Below are 20675 nucleotides of genomic sequence, written 5' to 3'. Positions count from 1 at the left end.
TTCAGCTCGGCAGGGTGAACTTCTTCTGTTTGTTGGGCTTGCCGCAGTCGCGGCGGACGATCGAGCGGTTCATGGCGTCGATCTTGCCACTTGCCAGATCAGTATCGCGCTTGCTTTTGGAGCGCATATCCGGCGTGAACGGGCCGAAGCCCATCGCCGGATTGGAGAAGCTCGGCTTGGCGTCCGTCGACAGATGGTATTGCTGCGCCAGTTCGTTGCGCTGCGCCAGCAACTGGTCGCAAGGCACGTTGTCATATTGCAGCGACGATTGTACGTCCTGGTCCTGCCGCTCCGACATCGAGCTGCTGCAGCCGGCCATCGCCAGGCAGGACGCCAAGACCATCATGTTCCAGCGCATGTGTTCCTCCTCAATGCCTGCCGAGGGCTTTTCTCGGCTTGTATCCTACCTGATGCCGCGCGAGCCGCAAAAATCCTATTCACGTTTTCGAACAAGACGAGACATCAACCCTTGGACGAGGGCACCGCCAGCGCGGCAAGCCCGCCGACCGGCTGGCGGCGATCCCAGCGGATGACGGTCGGCTGCATCGACAGCACCGACAGGCCGTTTGCGGCAAGCACCCGCTCGACATAGGCTTGAGAATGGGCGTAGCGACGAGACGGCTGCAGCGCAAAACCGGCGTCGCCGCCCGCCCCGCCCTTGGCTGGCGTTTCGACGGAAAAGGCAAACAGGCCATTGGTGGCCAGAATGCCGGCGACGGTCTTCACCACGCGATCGAGCGCGCCGACATAGATGAACACGTCGGCCGCCACCACCAGATCGGCTTTCGGCCCGGCATAGGCAAAATGCTGCAGATCGGCCTTGGCGAGCAGGTCGTAGACGCCCTTGGAGCGGGCCTTTTTCAGCATGGCGGCGGAGATATCGTAGCCCTCCAGCCGTTCGGCGACCGGCCGCAGTTTCTCGCCCATCAGACCGGTGCCGCAACCGAGATCGAGCGCCAGCGAAAAGCGGCCCGGTCTTGCCGCGCGAATGGCGCGATCGAGAAACTCCGGCAGCCGGTAGCCGAGCTTGTCGACCAGCGAGTCCTCGAAAGTCTCGGCATAGTGGTCGAACAGCGTCTCGACGAAGGCGCTGGGTGGCGCTGCGGCAGCCGGCGCCTTGCCGATGAGTTGCAGCTTCAGCGCAGCACCCAGGCGATCCGCCGGGTCCAGTTTCAGCGCCGTCGCCCAGGCTTGAGCCGCCACGTCGAGCCGCTCGGCTGTCTCCTGCATCTCGCCAAGACGGAACCAGCCCGCCGCCCATTGCGGCGCCAGTTCCAGCGCGCCGAGCAGCAGCTCCGCCGCTGCCGCGTGCTCGCCCGAGCCGAAAAGCATCTCGGCATAGTCGGCGCGACGGTCGGCGGTCAGGTCGCCGGACGAGATTTTCAGCGGTTGCATGGCGATGGCCCCGCCGGCTGATGCGGCCGGTGGCTGGCTGTAGGCCGAGTCAGCAGTCTCTTGCAACAGGCTTCCCGCGCTGGAATTAGCCACTATCTTGACTGGATGCGCGCCAGCGACCTGCTCCATCCCCGGCCTGAAGGCCTTTATTGCCCATCCGGCGATTTCTTCATCGACCCGGTGCGGCCAGTCGACCGGGCGTTGATCACGCATGGCCATTCCGACCATGCCCGATCCGGCCATCGTTCGGTGCTGGCGACGCAGCAGACGCTCGACATCATGGGGTTGCGTTATGGCGAGGATTTTGCCGGGACAACGCAAGCGGCCGTGCTTGGCGAAGCGATGGCGCTGAACAATGTCAGCGTCACCTTCCATCCGGCCGGCCATGTGCTGGGCTCGGCGCAGATCGCGGTCGAGCACAAGGGCAGGCGCATCGTCGCCTCCGGCGACTACAAGCGCCAGAAGGAAGCGACCTGCGCACCGTTCGAACCGGTCCAATGCGACGTCTTCATCACCGAGGCGACCTTCGGCCTGCCGGTGTTTCACCATCCGCCCGACACGGAGGAGATCGCCCGGCTGCTCAAATCGGCGGCGCAGTTTCCCGAGCGATCGCATCTGGTCGGCGCCTATGCGCTGGGCAAGGCACAGCGGGTGATGCGGCTGCTGCGCGATGCCGGTTATGACAGGCCGATCTATATCCACGGCGCGCTGGCCAAGCTCAGCGAATATTACCAGAGCCAGGGCATCGACCTCGGCACGCTGGAGCCGGCAACCGTCGACAGCGGCGGCAAGCAGGATTTCACTGGGGTCATCGTTGTCGGCCCTCCATCGGCCTTCGCCGACCGCTGGGCGCGGCGCTTTCCCGACCCGATCTCGTGCTTCGCCTCGGGCTGGATGCGCATCCGCCAGCGCGCCAAGCAAGGCGGCGTCGAACTGCCGCTGATCATTTCCGACCACGCCGACTGGGACGAACTGACCGCCACCGTCAAGGAGACGGGCGCCGGCGAAATCTGGGTGACGCATGGCCGCGAGGAAGCGCTGGTGCGCTGGTGCGAGCTGGAAGGCATCGCCGCCAGGCCACTGCACCTTGTGGGCTATGAGGACGAGGGCGATTGATGGTGATCACCAGCGCCGCGACCCGTTGCGCCCCCCTCTGTCCTGCCGGACATCTCCCCGTCAAGGGGGCATATTGGCAGCTCCAATGCCGGCTCATCTCCGCCAATATCGGAGATTGGCCAAGGCCGGCGCGACATCCGATCTTCCTCCTTGAGGGGGAGATGGCCGGCAGGCCAGAGGGGGGTGCCTCGCGCCGGTTTTCACCATTGGCGTGGGGCGACGCATGAACCGTTTCGCCGAACTCCTCGACCGCTTGGTGCTGACGCCGTCGCGCAATGGCAAGCTGACGCTGCTCGTCGACTATTTCCGCAGCGTCGAGGACCCCGACCGCGGGCTGGCGCTGGCGGCGATCACCGGCGACCTCAACATTGCGGCGGTCAAGCCGGCGATGCTGCGCACGCTGGTCACCGAGCGCATGGATCCGGTGCTGTTCGGCTATTCCTACGACTATGTCGGCGACCTCGCTGAAACCGTGTCGCTGGTCTGGCCGCAAACGCCGGGACATATCCCCAACCGGGAGCCGACGCTTGGCGACGTCGTGGCGACGCTGCAGGCGGCGAGCCGCTCCGACGGACCCAAGGTGCTGGCCGGGCTGCTCGACAGCGCCGGCATTTCGGCGCGCTTTGCCATCATCAAGCTGGTCACCGGCGGCTTGCGCATCGGCGTTTCGGCGCGGCTGGCCAAACAGGCGCTGGCCGATTTCGGCAAGGTCGATGTCGCCGAGATCGAGGAGCTGTGGCACGGGCTGACGCCGCCCTATATCTCGCTGTTCGCGTGGCTGGAAGGCAAGGCCGAGAAGCCGAAGCGGACCGCACTTGCCCTGTTCAGTCCGGTGATGCTGTCGAACCCGGTCGGCGACGGCGACCTCGAAAAGCTCGATCCGGCCGACTATGCCGCGGAATGGAAATGGGACGGCATCCGCGTTCAGGCGGTGTGCGAGGGCGGCGTGCGCCGGCTCTATTCGCGCACCGGCGACGATGTGTCCGGCGCATTTCCCGATCTCGCCCAGGCAATGGATTTTTCCGCCGCGCTCGATGGTGAATTGCTGGTCGGCGAGCCGGTGGCGACCGGCACCTTTTCGGACCTGCAACAGCGGCTCAATCGCAAGAGCGTGGCCCCGAAGATACAGCAGCAATACCCGGCGTTCATGCGCTGCTACGATGCGCTGCAGATCAACGGCGAAGATTTGCGCGCGCTACCTTTCCGCGAGCGGCGGGCCCGTCTTGAGGCCTTCATCACAACGCTGGACCCGCACCGTTTCGATCTGTCGCCGTTCGTCGAATTCCCGGATTGGCAAACGCTGGAGGAACTGCGCCGCGCGCCGCCGCACCCGATTATCGAAGGCGTGATGCTGAAGCGCTGGGATTCGCCCTATCTCGCGGGACGGCCGAAAGGCCCGTGGTTCAAGTGGAAGCGCGATCCGCACACGGTCGATGCTGTGCTGATGTATGCGCAGCGCGGCCATGGCAAACGGTCGAGCTTTTATTCCGACTATACGTTCGGCGTCTGGTCGGGGCCGGAAGGCGCGGAGGAACTGGTGCCGGTCGGCAAGGCCTATTTCGGCTTCACCGACGAGGAGCTGAAGCAGATCGACAAATTTGTCCGCGACAACACCGTCGAGCGTTTCGGCCCGGTGCGCTCGGTGCGCGCCGACCGCAGCCAAGGCCTGGTGTTGGAGGTGGCGTTCGAAGGTCTCAACCGTTCGACCCGCCACAAATCCGGCGTTGCGATGCGATTTCCCCGCATCTCACGGCTGCGCTGGGACAAGCCGACCGCCGAAGCCGACCGCATCGAGACGCTGCAGGCGCTGCTGGATCGCTAGGCGGCGCTCACGGTTCGATCGAGACGCGGATCTCGTAGATGTCGACCGCCTTGCCCTGCTTGTCGAAGTCGGAGTTGATGGCGATGCTGCCGGCGGCGCCCGGGGGCTTGTCGGGGAATTTCACGTCGAACAGATATTCGTTACGCTGCTGGCCGACCGCATAGCGCTTGCGACCGCAGTCGCCGAGATCACCGAAATTGCAGTCGACGGAGATCTGCGTGTCCTTGCCGTCCTCGGCGCGGGCGACGATGTCGAACACGGCATGTTTGCCGGCAAGCTTCTCCAGCACGCCCTGCCCGACATCGAAGCTGACGGCCGAGCCGGAAGCGCCGGAGCGGATGCGCAGGAAGGAGCCGGTGTCGTCCTGCACGACATCGGCCTTGGCGTCGGACGGGGTGGCGACATGCGTTGGATCGGTGGGTGTAAACACGTTGATCCAGTCGCGCGTCTGTTCGGCGACACCAGACTGCTGCGGCGCGCCAGGCTGCTGCGGCTCAGTTGTATCGGCGGGCGGCGTGAAGTCGTCATCGTCGACTGTCGGCGGCGCTTCGGGCGGCGCGGTGTCGAGCTGCGCCGGGGTCTTGAACACCCCGGTCTGGACGGCGAAATAGAGGCCGATGCCGGCGGCGGCGAGCAACGTCACGCCGAAGAAGATCGCCGTCAGCGGCAGGCGGCGGCCCCTTATCCGCCTTTCATCGCGATCAGGCGCCACTTCCGCTGCGGCCTCGGCCGGCGCGGAATCGGCCATATCGATCGCCGGGGCGCCGGGCAGCGTGGCGTCAGGCATGATGTCGGGGACGACCGGCAGCACGCGCGAACGCGGCGCGTCGGATGCCTCGGGCTGAACAGGCCCATCAACGACGATCGCCGGCGACGGTCCGGCCGCGACGCCTCTCGGGGCATCGACTGCGGGCGCTTCGGCGGCGCCCTGTATGGCGTCTTGCGCCTGCGCAGCGCGTTGCGTCAGCCCGGTATCTTGTGTCTGCGCAGCGCTCTGCGTCTGCGCGGCGACATCGGGGACCGCGGGCAGGAATTCGGATTCGATCTCGGCGATCTTTTCCTGCACCGCCTTGCGGCGCTTGATGGCGGCTTCCACCGTCACGCCGGGATTGGCCTGGAGCACGCGGTCGAGCGCCGCGAAAGCCGACCGATAGACCCTCTCGCGAAATGCCCGGTCCTCGGCGTTGCCTTTCTCGAAGGCGTTGCGGATCGCTTTTTCGATCGCGTCCAAGCGAATTCCCCTGTCCGTTCGCTTACATTGCCATGATCGTTAGCCGCAGGCGACCAATCAATCAACGGGCGAGCGCCCGCATTCTGCCTTACAGGCCTGTTCAAGGCCCATTTCGATGCGTTTTGGCAATAAAATCAGTCCGTTTGCCGCCTTGCCGGGCGATTTGCGCGCAGTCCGGCGCGACGTCTCCGCGTAATCGAAAAAGCAAACGAGGCGATGGCTTATTCCGCGCCAATGGAAAATGACGGGACGAATTGCCGGATCCAGCCTTGAAATCACGGTTGCCCATCTTGAATTAGCGGCCGGTTGAGTCTATCACCCAGCCGATCCTGGAGGCTTCGCGCTTCCTGGGCCGCTTTAGCTCAGTTGGTAGAGCACATCATTCGTAATGATGGGGTCAGGTGTTCGAGTCACCTAAGCGGCACCAGTTCTCCATCCGACGCAAGCGTGACGGCAGGTGCAAGGCTAATGCACGTCACTCCCTACGCCAACACCGGCACTTCCTGTCTGCCTCGTCGACATGCGCCATATGGCCGCCGCCACAGGATTGCGTCGTCAGACGCTTGACCATCGACTATGCTGCATCGCGCAAGATGGAGAGCCTAGAGAACCCGACAATACAAGCATAATTTATAAGATACAAAACCACTATCTTAGAATGATCTTCGTCAATTTTGACCTATATCAGACACTCCGGATTATAGTTGTGTAATTAAACCGTGCCTTTCTGACATGGTACTACTGCTCATGCAGCATTGCGGACGTGAAAAACCCTCAGCGACGCAACGCACTCGCAAATCATACCCATTTTTAGCACTAACTCACACAAATATTACAGCTCGATAGATATTTTGTGTTGCACTGCACCATTGCCCGGTTGCACCATTTCTTGGGGGATTTGGTACTGGGAAGTGCGCCGTGGAGGATTCCGCCAAGTTGATCAGCTTGAATTTTTCGCTGGCCAGCACCGATTTCGAGGCTGCCCCGCGCACAAGGCGCGGGTTTGATGTTGTCGGCGCACTCTCGACGCTGGCAGGCCTCGACCTGAGGCCCGGAATGCAGGGCCGCTGGCTTCATCGGAGATTTCAGACCGGCGGAAATGGCTGATGGCGGTCGCGCGTGACAATCAGTTGGACGCTCTGCGCGCCATCGCTGTCACGATGGTTCTCTATTCCCATTTCCTTGCACCCAACGGGTCCTCCTTTTGGGGCCACATCGGGGTGCGGCTTTTTTTTGTGCTGAGCGGCTTCCTGATCACACGACTGCTGCTCGAAGCGCGCGCCGCGGCCGAATTCAAAGCCGGCCCTGCATTGAGTTCCTTCTACATCAGGCGCGCGCTGCGCATATTCCCGCCCTATTTCGCCGTGCTTGGGTTCGTCTGGCTGACCGATCTGGAGCAGTCCAGTGGATCGCTCGTCTGGCATGCGCTTTACCTGTCGAATTTTTGGTACGCGCTGCGCAACGAATGGACGCCCTGGCTACTCTGCCATTTCTGGAGCCTGAGCATCGAGGAGCAGTTCTATATCGCCTGGCCGCTGGTCGTGCTTCTCGCACCCCGACGGCGGGTGGAAGCGATCACTATCGGCGTCATCCTGTTGTCGCTGGCCTATCGCTTCTACTGGCCGATCACCGCCACCCCGGCGCTAGCGCGCGACCTGCTGCCGCCAGCATCGATGGACGCGCTGGCGTTTGGTGCTTTGCTTGCCTGCCGGCGGACCAGAGGCGCCGGCCTGCCGCAATGGATGCGGCTAGGCTGGCCAGCCCTTGCGGCTGTCTTCCTGGCGATTGAGTGGCTTATCCCTGCGCCGGCCGATCCTATGCTGGAATGGGCCCGCTGGGCGTTGCTGCAGATCCTGCCCCTGGTGCCGCTGGTGGCCGTTGTCGCCGCCTGTTCAGCCGGCCTTGGCGGCGTCCTCGGCAGGGTTTTCGAACTGCCACCGCTGCTGTCACTGGGCCGCATCAGCTACGGCGTCTATCTTTACCATCCGATCCTTCTGTCGCTCGCCGTCAAGTCACAGCCCTGGATCCCGCTCAATGTCTCGGAGCAGGGGCCAGGGCGTTTCCTGGTCGCGAGCGCCGCCACGATCGCCGTCGCTTCGATCTCGTGGACGGCTTTCGAGAAGCCGCTCAACGGCCTCAAGCGCCGCTTCCCCTATGTAGCGCGCCGCCGCTCCCAGGCACGCTCTGGCGATGCCGGCTGGCTCGGCAGGGCGGCGGACGCCTATCCCGGCGGATCCCCCGATGGCCGCGCCGCACTCGAACTCCGGCGAACGGATGCGCAGAGATGACCACCGCGCCGCTCGTCTCCGTCCTGCTGCCGGTCTACAATGCCGGGCCTTATCTCACCGCTGCGCTGGAGAGCATTCTGCGGCAAGACTACGATCGCCTGGAGGTCATCGCTATCGATGACGGATCGACTGACAACTCGCTCGAGATTCTCGAACGATACCGCCGGGCAGACAATCGCGTTTCTGTCATCTCGCGTGAGAACCGCGGCCTCGTCGCCACCCTCAATGAAGGGCTACGGCTGGCCCAGGGCGAGCTTGTTGCGCGAATGGATGCGGACGATGTCGCCTATCCCCGGCGCCTCTCGCGCCAGGTCGCACTGTTCGAGCGGCGGCCCGATCTCGGCTTCTGCGGCGCCTGCGTCGATACCTTGCTTCACGGCCGTATCGCCAAAGGCAGGCTAGACCCGGCGTTCCGGCTCGGCCGGCTCGACATATTGTCGATGTTCTTTACGATATTCTTACATCCGACGGTGATCTACAACAGGAACGTCATTGGGAACAACGATCTCTATTACGATCCTAAATATAGACATGCCGAGGATTTTGATCTCTTCAGACGGCTTGCCGGCCGTTTCCCGGCGACCATATTGCCCGATAGCCTGCTCGTCTATCGCATCCATGCGGGAAGCGTGACCATGCGGCATGCCAAGGAAATGCGCAGGACGCATTTGCGGATCGTGGCCGAAAATCTCGAGCGTGAGGGGCTTGCGGAAACCACAGCGGATCTGCGCGACATCGGCGAGGCCGTCTCTTTCGACACGGTTGCGCGCGCAGCCGATTTCATCCGTGCGCTCGAAGAGCGGATTTCCGAGCTGCCGACCGACACACGGCCAAGCTTCGAGGCAGGCGCGCTGAACCTGTTCTATTTCCTCTACCAACTCGTCGGCGACGAAGGAGAACCGCCGCTGACGCACGAATTGCTCACGCGGACGGCGAGATGGAATTTCATCCGGCGCCGCGAACAATATGCGCTGCGTCCCGGCGTCTGGGCGCCTTGGCTCAGCCTGCTCTCGATAAGGGCCGGAAAGCGGGCGGACGCGGTGGCCTACTTCTTCAAAACCACGCCGGCCGAAGCGGTGCTTGCGCGTTATCAGCGGGGACTGGTATGACCGACAGGCCCCACCCGCTCCTGCGCGATCACCAGTTTGCGAGTGCGCCGGTCCCGACATCTCCCCGATCGGAGCGGCCGTCGCTCGAGGTCAGTTTCATCGTCTGCACGCGCGACCGCGCCGCTGTGCTGGAGGCTTGCATAGCCTCGATCCAGGCCGCATGCCGGGTGCACGCCACCTTCGCGGCAGAGTTGGTGGTGGTCGATAATGGTTCACGGGACGGCACGTCAAAGCGGCTGGCCGCTATCGCCGAAACTTCCGACATCCCAGTCACAGCCGTCTCGGAGACTCGCCCCGGACTAGCCGCTGCCCGCAATGCCGGATTGGCGCGAGCGCGAGGCCGCGTGCTGGTCTTCGTCGACGACGACTGCAAGCTCGACCGCGACTATCTCCGCGACCTGGAGCGGCACTACCGGAGTGGCGAGAAGTGGCTGATCCGGGGCGGCCGGGTCGAGCTCGGTGATGCCCGGGACCTGCCCTTCACCATAAAGCTCCGCGAGGCAAGCGAGCGGCTGACCCCGGCGGTCCACCCCGGCGGCTTCGTGCTCGGCTGCAACATGACCATGCACCGCGACGTCGCGGCCCGCATCGGGTCGTTCGACGAACGCTTCGGCGCTGGCGGCCCGCTACGCTCGGCTGAAGATACTGATTATCTCGTGCGGGCGATGCTGCTCGGCATGCCGGTCGAGTATGTGCCCGACATGACGGTCTTGCATCATCACGGCCGGCGAGACCGCAAATCGATCGACAGGCTGCACCGCGACTATAGCCTCGGTAATGGTGCGCTGTGCCTGAAACATGTCCGCCACGCCCCTTGGCTGCTTCGCCATGTCTATTGGTCCGCGCGGGCCGCGTTCAGGGAACTGGCGGGCCGTCCTCGCTTTGACCGCGACCTCGATCTGTCGCACTGGCCTATTGTCGTTATGAATCTGGCAGGTGCCGCCAGATTTGCGCTGCTCGTCATGATGGGATGGCCAAAACGGCTGCCGCTGCGCCACGACCGAGAAGCCAGCGAAGCCAATGCGGAGGCCAGAGCGCGATAATGTCACTGATTCCGTCAGCCCTGCCAATGCTGCGCCGCGCGCTTGGTGGCAGGCTGTTGCGGCTCGTTCCCGTCGTGGTGGGGCTCGGGCTTGCGGGCGCCGCGCTGGAAGGCCTCGGCATCGGTCTCATCATTCCGCTGCTCGGCATCATTATGGGACGTGGCGAAACATCAGGCATGGCCGGTTTCTCCGCCCTCCTCCAGCAGGTTGGAGCGGACCTCGGCGAGCGCCAGCGGCTGATCGCCATTTCGGCCGCGATCCTCGGTTCGATCGTACTGAAAAATGTCTTTGCCTTCGCCAACACTCTGCTGACCAGCTACATCTACGGAAAGGCAGGTTATTCGATCCGTAGCGCACTGTCGGAGCAGTTGCTCAGGGTCGGCTACCCCTTTTTCCTGCAGCAAAGCCCCGGGCGGCTGCTCAACATCATCTCCAACGAATCCTGGCGAGCATCCGACGCTATCCAGGCCCTGCTCGGCGCGATCGTCAGTGCCTCGGCCGCCGTCATCCTGCTCGCCTTCCTCCTGCTCCTCTCTTGGCAGATGACGCTGCTGGTGACGCTAGGGCTGGCGCTCGTCCAGCTGGCGCACGGGGTTTTGTCGTCCAATCTGAAGGCGCCGAGCCGCAGCGTCGTCTCGCGCAACAGCGCACTGGCGTCGCAGATGCTGCATCTGGTGCATGCCGGGCGCCTGATTCGCATCTTCGGGCAGGAGAACCGCGAAAAGGCGGTCTTCGCCAAAGCGTCCGACGGGGTGCGGCGGGCGGCTTTCGTGCTTTCAATCCGCCAGGGCGTCTTGCCGCCACTGACCGAGGTGTTGCACGCGATGCTGTTCCTGGCGGTGGTGATCGGAGCCTGGCTGGCGAATGTAAGCTTCCCGCTGACCGTCGCCTTCCTCATCCTGCTCTACCGACTGCAGCCGCATATGCGCGCCTTGCAGATGTCCTGGAGTCAGTTGCAAGGCATGAGCGGCTCGCTGGAGGAGGTACAATGGCTGCTCGATCCTTCCGACAAGCCCGAGGCGCCGCAGGGCAGCCTGCCGTTCGACGGCTTGCGCCAAGGGATCAGCTTCGATGATGTGAGCTTCGCCTATTCCGGTCCCCTGTCAGGCCCCGACGCGCGCGAGGCGGTGCTGCATAAGGCGGTGTTCGACATCCGCAGCGGCCGCTCGACGGCGCTGATCGGCCGCTCGGGCGCCGGCAAGACGACGATCGTCAATCTCCTGTGCCGCTTCGTCAAACCCGACAGCGGCAGGATCCTCGTCGATGGGGCACCGCTCGATGAAGTGGACCCAAGCCAATGGCGGCGGAACATTGCCTTGGCCAGTCAGGAGCTGGAACTGGTCGATGGCACCATTTTTGAAAACATTATCTACGGCTACGACACGGCGTCGGCCAGCGACGCCATGCGCGCCGCAAGGCTGGCCGAGGCACATCAATTCATCGAGCACCTGCCGCAGGGCTACGCGACACTGGTCGGATACCGGGGCATCAACCTGTCAGCCGGACAAAGGCAAAGGATCGCCCTGGCGCGGGCGCTGGTGCGCGATCCCGATATTCTCATCCTCGACGAAGCCACCAGTGCGGTGGATGGGTTGTCAGAAGCCGCTATTGTCGAGACGCTGAAATCGCGGGCCGGCCGCCGCACCACCATTGTCATCAGTCATCATTACAGCACCATATCGTTCTGCGACGACGTGGTGATCTTGAGCCGCGGTCGGGTGAAAAAACAGGCCCCCTTCGCAACCCTGGCAATGCTCAGCATGGACGAGCTTTACCAGCACGGAGCGGGTGAGTGATGGGGCGCACCCCAACCTGCGACGCGGCTTGCGCCCGGCAGCTCGCAGATCGCGATCAATCCTGCCGGCAAACCACCGCCGCGACGCATTTCCGATTGTTCAAAAACAATTCTCGGTGAGAGGTCAGGCGGCCTTCTTCTTCGCCAGCCGCGCCTTGATCGAGGCGACGTCGGCGCGCGGCGTCGCGGCGAACAGCGTCCTGGTGTAGTTGTGCTTGGGGTCGGCGAAGACCTCCTCGCGCGAGCCGTATTCGACGGCTTCGCCGAAATACATCACCATCACATCGTCGGCGATGTAGCGCACGACCGACAGATCGTGGCTGATGAAGACATAGGTCAGCTGGAATTCGTCCTGCAGGTCGGCGAGCAGGTTGAGCACCTGCGCCTGCACCGAAAGATCGAGCGCGGAGACCGGTTCGTCAAGCACCAGCAGGCTCGGGTTCAGCATCAGCGCGCGGGCAATGGCGATGCGCTGGCGCTGGCCGCCCGAGAACATGTGAGGATAGCGATTGTAGTGCTCGGTTCCGAGGCCGACTTTCTTCAGCATCCTCATGGCGAGGTCGCGCCGCTCTTCGGCCGGCTTGTCGGTGTTGATGAGCAGCGGCTCGCCCAGCACATCGCCGATCTTTTGGCGCGGATTGAGCGATCCGTAAGGGTTCTGGAAGACGATCTGCACCTTGCGGCGCATCTCCCTGGTCAGGCCGTTCCTTGCGATGTCGACCTTGTTGCCGTCGATGAACAGTTCGCCCGACGTTGCCGGATCGATCAGCGTGATGATGCGCGCCAGCGTTGACTTGCCGCAGCCCGATTCACCGACGATGGCCAGCGTCTTGCCCTTGTCGACGCTGAACGAGACGCCCTTGACCGCATGCAAGGTGCGCGCGCCGCGAAACAGGCCGCCGCCGACGTGATAGTCGCGCACGATGTCCTTGCCTTCGACGACCTTGATGCTCATCAGACGCCCCCGGCAGCTGGTTCGAACAGCATGTCCGAGACGGTCGGCAGCCGGTCGCCGACGGCATTATCCGGCAGCGCCGACAACAGCGCGCGGGTGTAATTGCTCTTCGGCGATTCAAACAGCGACAGCACGTCGGCCTCTTCCATCTTGCGGCCCTTGTACTGGACGATGACGCGGTCGGCCGTCTCGGCGACCACGCCCATATTGTGGGTGATCATGATCAGGCCCATGCCGTATTTAACCTGCAGCGACACGAGCAGGTCGAGGATCTGCTTCTGGATGGTGACGTCGAGCGCGGTGGTCGGCTCGTCGGCGATCAGAAGCTTCGGATTGCAGGCGATGGCGATGGCGATCATCACGCGCTGGCACTGGCCGCCCGACATCTGGTGCGGAAACGAGTTCAGCCGTTCGGCCGGCTCGGCAATGCCGACCTGCGTCAGCAATTCGATGGCGCGCTCGCGACGCTGGGCCTTGTCCATGCCCATATGGAAGCGCAGCACCTCCTCGATCTGAAAGCCGACGGTGAAGCACGGATTGAGACTGGCCATCGGCTCCTGGAAGATCATCGACATGTCCTTGCCGACGATCTTGCGCCGGTCGGCCGGGCTCATCTTCAGGAGATCGCGGCCGTTGAAGCTCATCTCGTCGGCAGTGACCGTCGCCGTCCACGGCAACAGCCCCATCACAGCCAACATCGACACCGACTTGCCGGAGCCGGATTCGCCGACGATGGCCAGCACTTCACGTTCGTTCACATGGAGCGAGACGCCATCGACCGCGCGGAACGGGCCGGATGCGGTCTGGAACTCGACGACGAGATTGCGGATGTCGAGCAGCGCCATTACGACCTCCTCAGCTTCGGATCGAGCGCATCGCGCAGACCGTCGCCGATCAGGTTGATGGCAAGCACGGTGATGAGGATGGCCAGACCGGGGAAGGTCACCACCCACCAGGCGCGCAGGATGAATTCACGCGCCGAGGCGAGCATGGTTCCCCATTCCGGTGTCGGCGGCTGGGCGCCAAGGCCGAGAAAGCCGAGAGCGGCCGCCTCCAGGATGGCGTTGGAGAAGGACAGCGTGCCCTGGACGATCAGCGGCGCCAAGCAGTTGGGCAGGATGGTGCGCAGCATAAGCCTTATATGGCCGGCGCCGGCGACCTTGGCGGCGACCACATATTCGCGGCTCTTTTCGGCCATGACGGCAGCGCGCACCAGACGGGCAAAGTGGGGTTGCAGGACAAGCGCGATGGCCAGCATGGCGTTGAACAGGCCGGGGCCGAGGATGGTGACCAGAACCAGCGCCAAGAGCAGCGACGGGAAGGACAGGATCAGATCCATGACCCGCATGATCGCCACGTCGACCCAGCCCCGGAAATAGCCGGCCAAAAGGCCCAGCGTGATGCCGCCGACAAGCGCCAGCGTGACCACGACGGCGCCGATGAGCAGCGAGAAACGCGCGCCATAGAGCAGGCGCGAGAGCATGTCGCGGCCGACGGCGTCGGTGCCAAGCAGATATTCCATGCTGCCGCCTGCCTGCCAGGCCGGCGGACGCAGGAAAGCTGTCTTGTCCTGGATGTCGGGCGCATAGGGTGCCAGCAGCGGTGCAAAGAGCGCGGCCAGCACCAAAAGGATGAAGACGAACAGGCCGATGACGGCGCCGCGGTTTACCGAGAAATAGTGCCAGAAGGTCCTGAAGCCGGTCAGACGGTCAGGGTTGCCGGCGGCCATCGGGGCGATTTCGGTCGACTGGCTCATCACGCCGCCCTGATGCGCGGGTTGATGACGGCATAAAGCACGTCGACAATCAGGTTCACCGCCATGACGATAAGGGCGATCAACAGCAAGCCTGACTGCACGACGACATAGTCGCGCTTGGATATGGATTCGACCATCCACTTGCCGATGCCCGGCCAGGCGAAGATGGTTTCTGTGAGAATGGCGCCGGCGAGCAGGGTACTGACCTGCAGGCCGATGGTGGTGACCACCGGGATCAGCGCATTGCGCAGCGCATGCACGCCGATGACGCGGGACGACGACAGGCCCTTGGCGCGGGCGGTCCGCACATAGTCTTCGCCCAGCACTTCGAGCATGGCCGAGCGCGTCTGGCGCGCGATCACCGCCAGCGGGATGGTGCCGAGCACAATTGTCGGCAGCACCAGGTGACTCAATGCCGAGCGGAAAGCATCCCACTTGCCGTAGAGCAGGCTGTCGAGGGTCAAGAAGCCGGTGATCGGCTTGATAAAGAACTGAAGGCCGATGCGGCCTGAAACCGGGGTCCAGCCGAGATAGCCGGAGAAAAAGATGATCAGCAGCAGGCCCCACCAGAAGATCGGCATGGAATAGCCGACGAGGGCGGTGCCCATAAGCCCCTGGTCGAACCAGGAGCCGCGTTTGACCGCAGCAATGATGCCGGCCGGGATGGCCAGCACCATGGCGAAGATCATGGCGAAGACTGAGAGCTCGATGGTTGCCGGGAAGAGCGTCATGAAATCTTCGATGACCGGCCGCTTGGACGAAATCGACACGCCGAAATTACCGGTCGCGGCATCGCGAACATAATGCGCGTATTGCTGCCAGATCGGCAAATTGTAGCCGAACTGTTCCTTCAGTTCCGCGTAACGCTCGGGCGACACGCCATGCTCGCCGGCCATGGCAAGAATGGGATCGCCGGGCAGCAGCCTGACGAAAGCGAAGGCGCAGATGGTGATGCCGATCAGCGTCGGCAGCACCAAGACGATTTTGTTTAGGAGATATCGGAGCATCTTGAAAAGCGGGCGGCGCCTGATTGCGCGCCGCCCGCCTAACAGTTCTATTCGGCCTTGTCGACGCCGTCGAAGCGATGAATGCCGAGCGGGTCCATCATGAAGCCGCTGACATTCTTGCGCACGACTGCGTAGACTTGGCTGTGTGCCATGAGGAAGGCCGGAGCCTGCTTCTGGAAGACAACCTGCGCCTCTTCATAGAGCTTGGTGCGTTCGGCCTGGTCGCTGGTCTTCTTGGCCTTCTGGATCAGATCCTCGAAGTCCTTGTCGCACCAGCTGGAGTAGTTCGACACGCCGATGGCCGAGCAGGCGAACAGCGTGGCGAAGAAATTGTCCGGATCGCCATTGTCACCGGTCCAGCCGATCTGGAAGGCGCCCGGGCGCTCCTTCTTCTTGCCTTCTTCGCGGTACTTCGTCCACTCGTAGCTGACGATCTCCGCCTTGACGCCGACCTTGGCCCAGTCAGCCTGGATCAGTTCCGCGGCGCGCTGGAAGTTCGGGTTGTAGGGACGGACGCGGTCGGAGGCCCAAAGCTGGATCTCCTTCAATCCGGCATCGGCCAGCACCTTCTTGGCTGCTTCCGGATCATAGGCGTCGGACTTCACGTCCTTGTTCCACGACCACATGGTCGGCGGGATCAGGTTTACGGCCGGCGTGGCGCCGGCGTCCTGGAACAGCGACTTGATGAGCGATTCCCGATCGATCGCCTGGTTGAGCGCATGGCGCACTTCAGGCTTGTCGAGCGGCGGGATGGTGGTGTTGTAGCTCATATAGCCGATGTTGAGGCCAGCCTGATCCATCAGGGTCACGTCGGCGTTGGCCTTGATCGTGCCGATGTCGGCAGGATTCGGATAGGGCGCGATATCGCATTCGCCGGCGAGCACCTTCTGGATGCGGGCGGTGGCATCAGGCGTGATCGCGAAGACGAGATCGTCGATCTTTTCCTTGCCCTTGAAGTAGTCCGGGTTGGCCGCATAGCGGATGACCGAATCCAGCTGGTAGTCGACGAACTGGAACGGACCTGTACCGACCGGCTTGGTCGAGAAGTCGGCCATCTTGCCGTCTTTTTCCAGCTGGTCGGCATATTCCTTCGACACGATCGAGGCGAAGTCCATGCCGAGATTGGCCAGCATCGGCGCGTTCGGCTCGGTCAGCGTCAGCTTCACGGTCAGGTCATCGACCTTTTCCCACTTGGCGACGTATTTCGGCATGTCCATGCCGGTGTAGTAGTCCCAGGTCAGGTTCGGCAGGTACTTCTCGCCGTTCCAGGGGTTTTCCTTGTTGAACTGGCGATCGAACGAAAAGACGACGTCGTCGGCATTGAAATCACGCGTCGGCTTGAAGAAATCTGTCGTCTGGAACTTCACGCCCGGATGCAGGTGGAAAGTATAGACCAGGCCGTCGTCCGAAATCTCCCATTTGTCGGCGAGACCGGGCACAACTTCGGTGCCGCCATGCTTGAACTCGACCAGGCGCGAATAGACGGTGCGCGACGAGGCGTCGAAGTCGTTGCCGCCCGTCGTGGTACCCGGGTCGAAGTTGGCCGGCGAGGCCTCCGAGCAATAGACCAGCGTCTTGGCATTGGCCACACCGCCGAGGACGCTTGCAGCCAGCAACGCGGCTGCAAAAGTCAGTTTCTTTTTCATTGAGCACTCCCTGATGTTCTTCCAAGCCCCTCTATAGGCTCGCGAAGCGCGCATATAAGCACCGTTTTTCCGGCTTTGGAACACCCTGTTTGCCTACCCCACCGTAAGCAGAAAATATTTCTCGGTCTTTGGCGAACTGCAGAAACAAATAGCAAAATCTGCTAATCACGGGATTGTTAACGACCGCATTTTTTCATTGATCGCAGCAATCGTAAGCCAAAAATCCACAAGCCTGGGTTTCGCCACCGAGATGACCGGACGGCATTGCCTGAGCTGGCATCGCGGGAAGGATTTCGACGGCAAATCTTTGCCGTCCTGCCGCTGGGGCAAGACTTGCACGGCCGCCGATAGTCGCAATAGATAGATGACACGCTGGATTTTCCGGGAATCCGCGACATCGCTGCAGCGGAGGACGCCTCACCACATCGAGGCGGCGCAGCAGGAGCAGGCAACAGAACGACCGAGGGAGGCTAGAGGTGGCGAAAGCAACAAAGACAACGGCCCCGGCGAAAGCAAAAGCGGCGAAAGCTTCAAAACCGGCCGCCGCTGCCGCCAAGTCGAAAGCGCCACCGGCCAAAGCCACTCCCGCCGTCAAGCCAACGGCAACCTCGACGCCGGCGAAGGCAAGCGCCAACGCGGCAGCGAAACCTGCGGTCAAGCGCGCGGCGAAGACAACACCCGCTGCAAAGCCCGCCCAGCCGCCAGCCGCGAAGACAGCCGCGGCGAAGCCCGCCTCGAAGCCGTCGCCGGGCGCGGCCAAAAAACTGCCGAATACGCTGACGGCGCTTGCCGCGGGCTTGCCGGAAAAGCCATGGCTAAAAAGCTATTCGAAAGTCGTGCCGGCGGAGATCGGCGCCCTGCCCTACAGTTCGATCGGCGACTTCCTCGTCGGCGCCTGCAAGCAGTTTTCCGGCCAGCCGGCATACGTCTGCATGGGCAAGTCGATCTCCTATGCCGAACTCGAGCGGCAATCGGCCGCCTTCGGCGCTTATCTGCAATCGAAGGGCCTGCAGAAAGGCGCACGCGTGGCGCTGATGATGCCGAATGTGCTGCAATATCCGGTGGCGATGATGGCCGTGCTTCGCGCCGGCTATGTCGTGGTGAACATCAATCCGCTCTACACGCCGCGCGAGCTCGAACATCAGCTCAAGGATTCCGGCGCGCAGGCGATCGTCATTCTGGAGAATTTCGCCAGCACCCTGGACGCGGTGATTGCCAGGACGGCGGTCAAGCATGTGGTGGTCGCGGCGATGGGCGACATGCTCGGCGGCCTCAAGGGCACGATCGTCAACCTGGTCGTGCGCCGGGTGAAAAAGATGGTGCCGGCCTGGTCGCTGCCCGGCCATGTCAAGTTCAATGCGGCGGTGAAGGCCGGCGCCGGCATCGCCTTCAAGCCGGCCAAGATGGAAGCCAGCGACGTCGCCTTCCTGCAATATACAGGCGGCACCACGGGGATTTCCAAAGGTGCTGTGCTGCTGCACTCCAATGTGCTGTCCAATGTCGCGCAGAACACGCTGTGGCTGCAGGACGCCTATGCGATCAAGCCGAAACCGGCGCATCTCAATTTCATTTGCGCACTGCCGCTCTACCATATCTTCGCGCTGACGGTGAACGCGCTGATGGGCATGCAGCAGGGCGCCCAGAACGTGCTCGTTCCCAACCCGCGCGACATTCCCGGCTTCGTCAAGGAGCTGCAGAAATACCCGATGCACATTTTCCCCGGCCTCAACACGCTGTTCAACGCGCTGCTCAACAACGAGGATTTCCGCAAGCTCGACTTCAAGCCGCTGATCATGACGCTGGGTGGTGGCATGGCGGTGCAGAAGGGGGTTGCCGAGCGCTGGAAGGCGCTGACCGGCAATTCGATCACCGAGGGCTACGGGCTGTCGGAGACCTCGCCGGTGGCGACCGCCAACAAGTTCAGCGACAGCAATTTCACCGGCACGATCGGCCTGCCGCTGCCGTCGACCGAGATCGTCATCCGCGACGATGACGGCAACAACCTGCCGCTCGGCGAGGTCGGCGAGATCTGCATTCGCGGGCCGCAGGTCATGGCCGGTTACTGGAACCGGCCGGACGAGACCGCCAAGGTGATGACCAAGGACGGGTTTTTCAAATCCGGCGACATGGGCTTCATGGACGAGCGCGGCTACACCAAGATCGTCGACCGCAAGAAGGACATGATCCTGGTCTCCGGCTTCAACGTCTACCCCAACGAACTCGAGGAAGTCGTCGCCCAGCATCCGGGCGTGCTCGAAGTGGCGGCGGTCGGCGTGCCGGACGAGCATTCGGGCGAAGTGCCGAAGCTGTTCATCGTCAAGAAGGATCCGGCGCTGACCGTTGAGGCAATCACTGCGTATTGTCGCGAGAACCTGACCGGCTACAAGCGGCCGAAATACATCGAGTTCAGGACCGAGCTGCCGAAGACGCCGGTGGGCAAGATTTTGCGCCGGGCGCTGCGGGAATAATTTGAACGGCGAGCCTGGCGACGGCGGGATGGCGGACGATAGTCGGCGTCCCGATGCAGTAGTGTTCATCAAGGCGAACCTGCGGCTTGCGCCCGTTCCCGCGCTCCCTGAAATCCAGCTCTATACGGCTCATTCCGGCAGCGGCCTGAGGCGGCTTGTCGAGTGGCGAGCTCATGGACCGGAAGACGGCAGCCAGACCGAGGAGCACGAAGCTGAGCCGCAGCCGCCCTACTGGGCCTATGCCTGGGCCGGCGGCGCCGTGCTGGCGCGCTATATACTCGACCATCCGCAAATCGTGGCCGGTCACCGCGTGCTCGACCTCGGCGCCGGCTCGGGCCTCGTCGGCATCGCCGCCGCCAAGGCCGGCGCCAGCGCGGTGATCGCCGCCGAGAGCGATCGCAACGGCGTCGCCGCGATCGGCCTCAACGCGTTGGCCAACGGCGTCGAGATCACCATTGTCGACCAGGATATCACCACGGGCCCGCCGCCAGCGGTCGATCTCGTGCTTGCCGGCGACGTGTTCTACGGCCGCGAGGTTGCTCTGCGGGTGATCCCGTTCCTCGACCGCTGCCTGGCAGCCGGCATCGAGGTGCTGGTCGGCGATCCCCGCCGCGCCGATCTGCCGCTGTCGCGGCTACGATTGCTCGCCGAATATCAGGTGCCGGATTTCGGCGACGCAAAGGGTGATTTGACCAAGCCGAGCGGTGTGTTTTGGTTCGAGCCGGAAGATTGCTAGCGCGACGCGGCAAAGCCCAGTCGCTCTGAATGGCCGGATTCTACTCATTGTGGACAAACCTCAAGGGGCAGAAAATAGATTGGATTAGCCGTTGATAGGAGAAGTCGAATGGCGTGGATTAAAGTTGTTCAACGTATCGGCTTCATAGTTTGCCCAAAGTGCGAAAATCGCGGCTTCGAGCTTCAGCCTGGCGAAGACATCGATAACGCAAGCGCCAAGATCAGGTGCGGCAGATGCGGGTACGTTTGCTCTGCTGATGAGTAGCCCACTATGTCCGAAAACAAACCAGAAGCTCCATAGTTTCATGG

At 62.9% G+C, this 20675-nt stretch carries 18 protein-coding genes and 1 tRNA gene; 10 read left to right on the top strand and 9 right to left on the bottom strand.

All coding sequences use genetic code 11. From position 1 onward, the window contains the following. Nucleotide 1: 1 nt before the first annotated feature. Both NKI06_RS23780 and NKI06_RS23775 read right to left on the bottom strand, forming a co-directional pair. Nucleotides 2-358: a hypothetical protein gene (locus tag NKI06_RS23780; protein ID WP_023725789.1), complete on the bottom strand. Its 357-nt coding sequence runs from the start codon at nt 356-358 to the stop codon at nt 2-4. 104 nt (nt 359-462) lie between these two features. Beyond that, on the bottom strand, nt 463-1395 hold the full coding sequence (locus tag NKI06_RS23775) for a class I SAM-dependent DNA methyltransferase (RefSeq protein WP_023725790.1): 933 nt from the start codon (nt 1393-1395) through the stop codon (nt 463-465). Nucleotides 1396-1500: 105 nt separating this feature from the next. Between NKI06_RS23775 and NKI06_RS23770 the strand changes: the two genes are divergently transcribed. Beyond that, nucleotides 1501-2511 carry a ligase-associated DNA damage response exonuclease gene (locus tag NKI06_RS23770; RefSeq protein WP_352987414.1) on the top strand — a complete coding sequence of 337 codons (1011 nt, stop codon included), beginning with the start codon at nt 1501-1503 and terminating at the stop codon, nt 2509-2511. A gap of 223 nt (nt 2512-2734) precedes the next feature. Further along, the gene (locus NKI06_RS23765; protein ID WP_023688777.1) at nt 2735-4333 is read left to right on the top strand and encodes a cisplatin damage response ATP-dependent DNA ligase; all 1599 of its coding nucleotides are present in this window, start codon (nt 2735-2737) and stop codon (nt 4331-4333) included. A gap of 7 nt (nt 4334-4340) precedes the next feature. Here the strand turns inward: NKI06_RS23765 and NKI06_RS23760 are convergent, their stop codons facing one another. Further along, a complete protein-coding gene (locus NKI06_RS23760; protein ID WP_352987407.1) occupies nt 4341-5564 on the bottom strand; it encodes a hypothetical protein in 1224 nt (407 codons plus the stop codon). A gap of 351 nt (nt 5565-5915) precedes the next feature. Here NKI06_RS23760 and NKI06_RS23755 point away from each other — a divergent pair. The 6 genes from NKI06_RS23755 (at nt 5916) to NKI06_RS23730 (ending at nt 11800) form a co-directional block, all read left to right on the top strand. Continuing rightward, nucleotides 5916-5991, top strand: a tRNA-Thr gene (locus NKI06_RS23755). 491 nt (nt 5992-6482) lie between these two features. Then, nucleotides 6483-6671, top strand: a complete 189-nt coding sequence (locus tag NKI06_RS23750; protein ID WP_023682045.1) for a hypothetical protein — start codon at nt 6483-6485, stop codon at nt 6669-6671. Beyond that, on the top strand, nt 6671-7852 hold the full coding sequence (locus NKI06_RS23745; protein ID WP_023669499.1) for an acyltransferase family protein: 1182 nt from the start codon (nt 6671-6673) through the stop codon (nt 7850-7852). The genes NKI06_RS23750 and NKI06_RS23745 overlap by 1 nt, the downstream gene beginning before the upstream one ends. Beyond that, complete coding sequence (locus NKI06_RS23740; protein ID WP_352987406.1) at nt 7849-8961, top strand: glycosyltransferase family 2 protein; 1113 nt, start codon at nt 7849-7851, stop codon at nt 8959-8961. Before NKI06_RS23745 ends, NKI06_RS23740 begins: the two co-directional genes overlap by 4 nt. Then, nucleotides 8958-10004, top strand: a complete 1047-nt coding sequence (locus NKI06_RS23735) for a glycosyltransferase family 2 protein (RefSeq protein WP_023725804.1) — start codon at nt 8958-8960, stop codon at nt 10002-10004. Before NKI06_RS23740 ends, NKI06_RS23735 begins: the two co-directional genes overlap by 4 nt. Then, nucleotides 10004-11800, top strand: a complete 1797-nt coding sequence (locus NKI06_RS23730) for an ABC transporter ATP-binding protein (protein ID WP_027049321.1) — start codon at nt 10004-10006, stop codon at nt 11798-11800. The genes NKI06_RS23735 and NKI06_RS23730 overlap by 1 nt, the downstream gene beginning before the upstream one ends. A gap of 123 nt (nt 11801-11923) precedes the next feature. On the opposite strand, the gene NKI06_RS23725 is transcribed toward NKI06_RS23730, so the two are convergent. The 5 genes from NKI06_RS23725 to NKI06_RS23705 are packed head-to-tail and all read right to left on the bottom strand — an operon-like array spanning nt 11924 to nt 17163. Then, on the bottom strand, nt 11924-12754 hold the full coding sequence (locus NKI06_RS23725) for a dipeptide ABC transporter ATP-binding protein (RefSeq protein ID WP_023669495.1): 831 nt from the start codon (nt 12752-12754) through the stop codon (nt 11924-11926). Further along, entirely contained in the window at nt 12754-13599 is an 846-nt protein-coding gene (locus NKI06_RS23720; RefSeq protein WP_023696764.1) for an ABC transporter ATP-binding protein, read from the bottom strand. The genes NKI06_RS23725 and NKI06_RS23720 overlap by 1 nt, the downstream gene beginning before the upstream one ends. Continuing rightward, a complete protein-coding gene (locus NKI06_RS23715) occupies nt 13599-14483 on the bottom strand; it encodes an ABC transporter permease subunit (protein WP_050485757.1) in 885 nt (294 codons plus the stop codon). The genes NKI06_RS23720 and NKI06_RS23715 overlap by 1 nt, the downstream gene beginning before the upstream one ends. 26 nt (nt 14484-14509) lie before the next feature. Continuing rightward, entirely contained in the window at nt 14510-15517 is a 1008-nt protein-coding gene (locus NKI06_RS23710) for an ABC transporter permease subunit (RefSeq protein ID WP_023669492.1), read from the bottom strand. 47 nt (nt 15518-15564) lie between these two features. After that, complete coding sequence (locus NKI06_RS23705; RefSeq protein WP_023669491.1) at nt 15565-17163, bottom strand: ABC transporter substrate-binding protein; 1599 nt, start codon at nt 17161-17163, stop codon at nt 15565-15567. A gap of 476 nt (nt 17164-17639) precedes the next feature. Here NKI06_RS23705 and NKI06_RS23700 point away from each other — a divergent pair, with 476 nt between their 5' ends. Together NKI06_RS23700 and NKI06_RS23695 are read left to right on the top strand one after the other, a co-directional pair. Then, a complete protein-coding gene (locus NKI06_RS23700) occupies nt 17640-19631 on the top strand; it encodes a long-chain fatty acid--CoA ligase (protein WP_027049320.1) in 1992 nt (663 codons plus the stop codon). A 28-nt stretch (nt 19632-19659) separates the two neighbouring features. Continuing rightward, entirely contained in the window at nt 19660-20367 is a 708-nt protein-coding gene (locus NKI06_RS23695; RefSeq protein ID WP_027049319.1) for a class I SAM-dependent methyltransferase, read from the top strand. A gap of 84 nt (nt 20368-20451) precedes the next feature. On the opposite strand, the gene NKI06_RS23690 is transcribed toward NKI06_RS23695, so the two are convergent. Continuing rightward, entirely contained in the window at nt 20452-20673 is a 222-nt protein-coding gene (locus tag NKI06_RS23690) for a hypothetical protein (RefSeq protein ID WP_155922478.1), read from the bottom strand. Nucleotides 20674-20675: the final 2 nt, after the last annotated feature.

Source organism: Mesorhizobium sp. M0772 (assembly GCF_040320135.1).
Taxonomy (GTDB): domain Bacteria; phylum Pseudomonadota; class Alphaproteobacteria; order Rhizobiales; family Rhizobiaceae; genus Mesorhizobium.
This window is presented reverse-complemented; position numbering and strand designations above follow the sequence as displayed.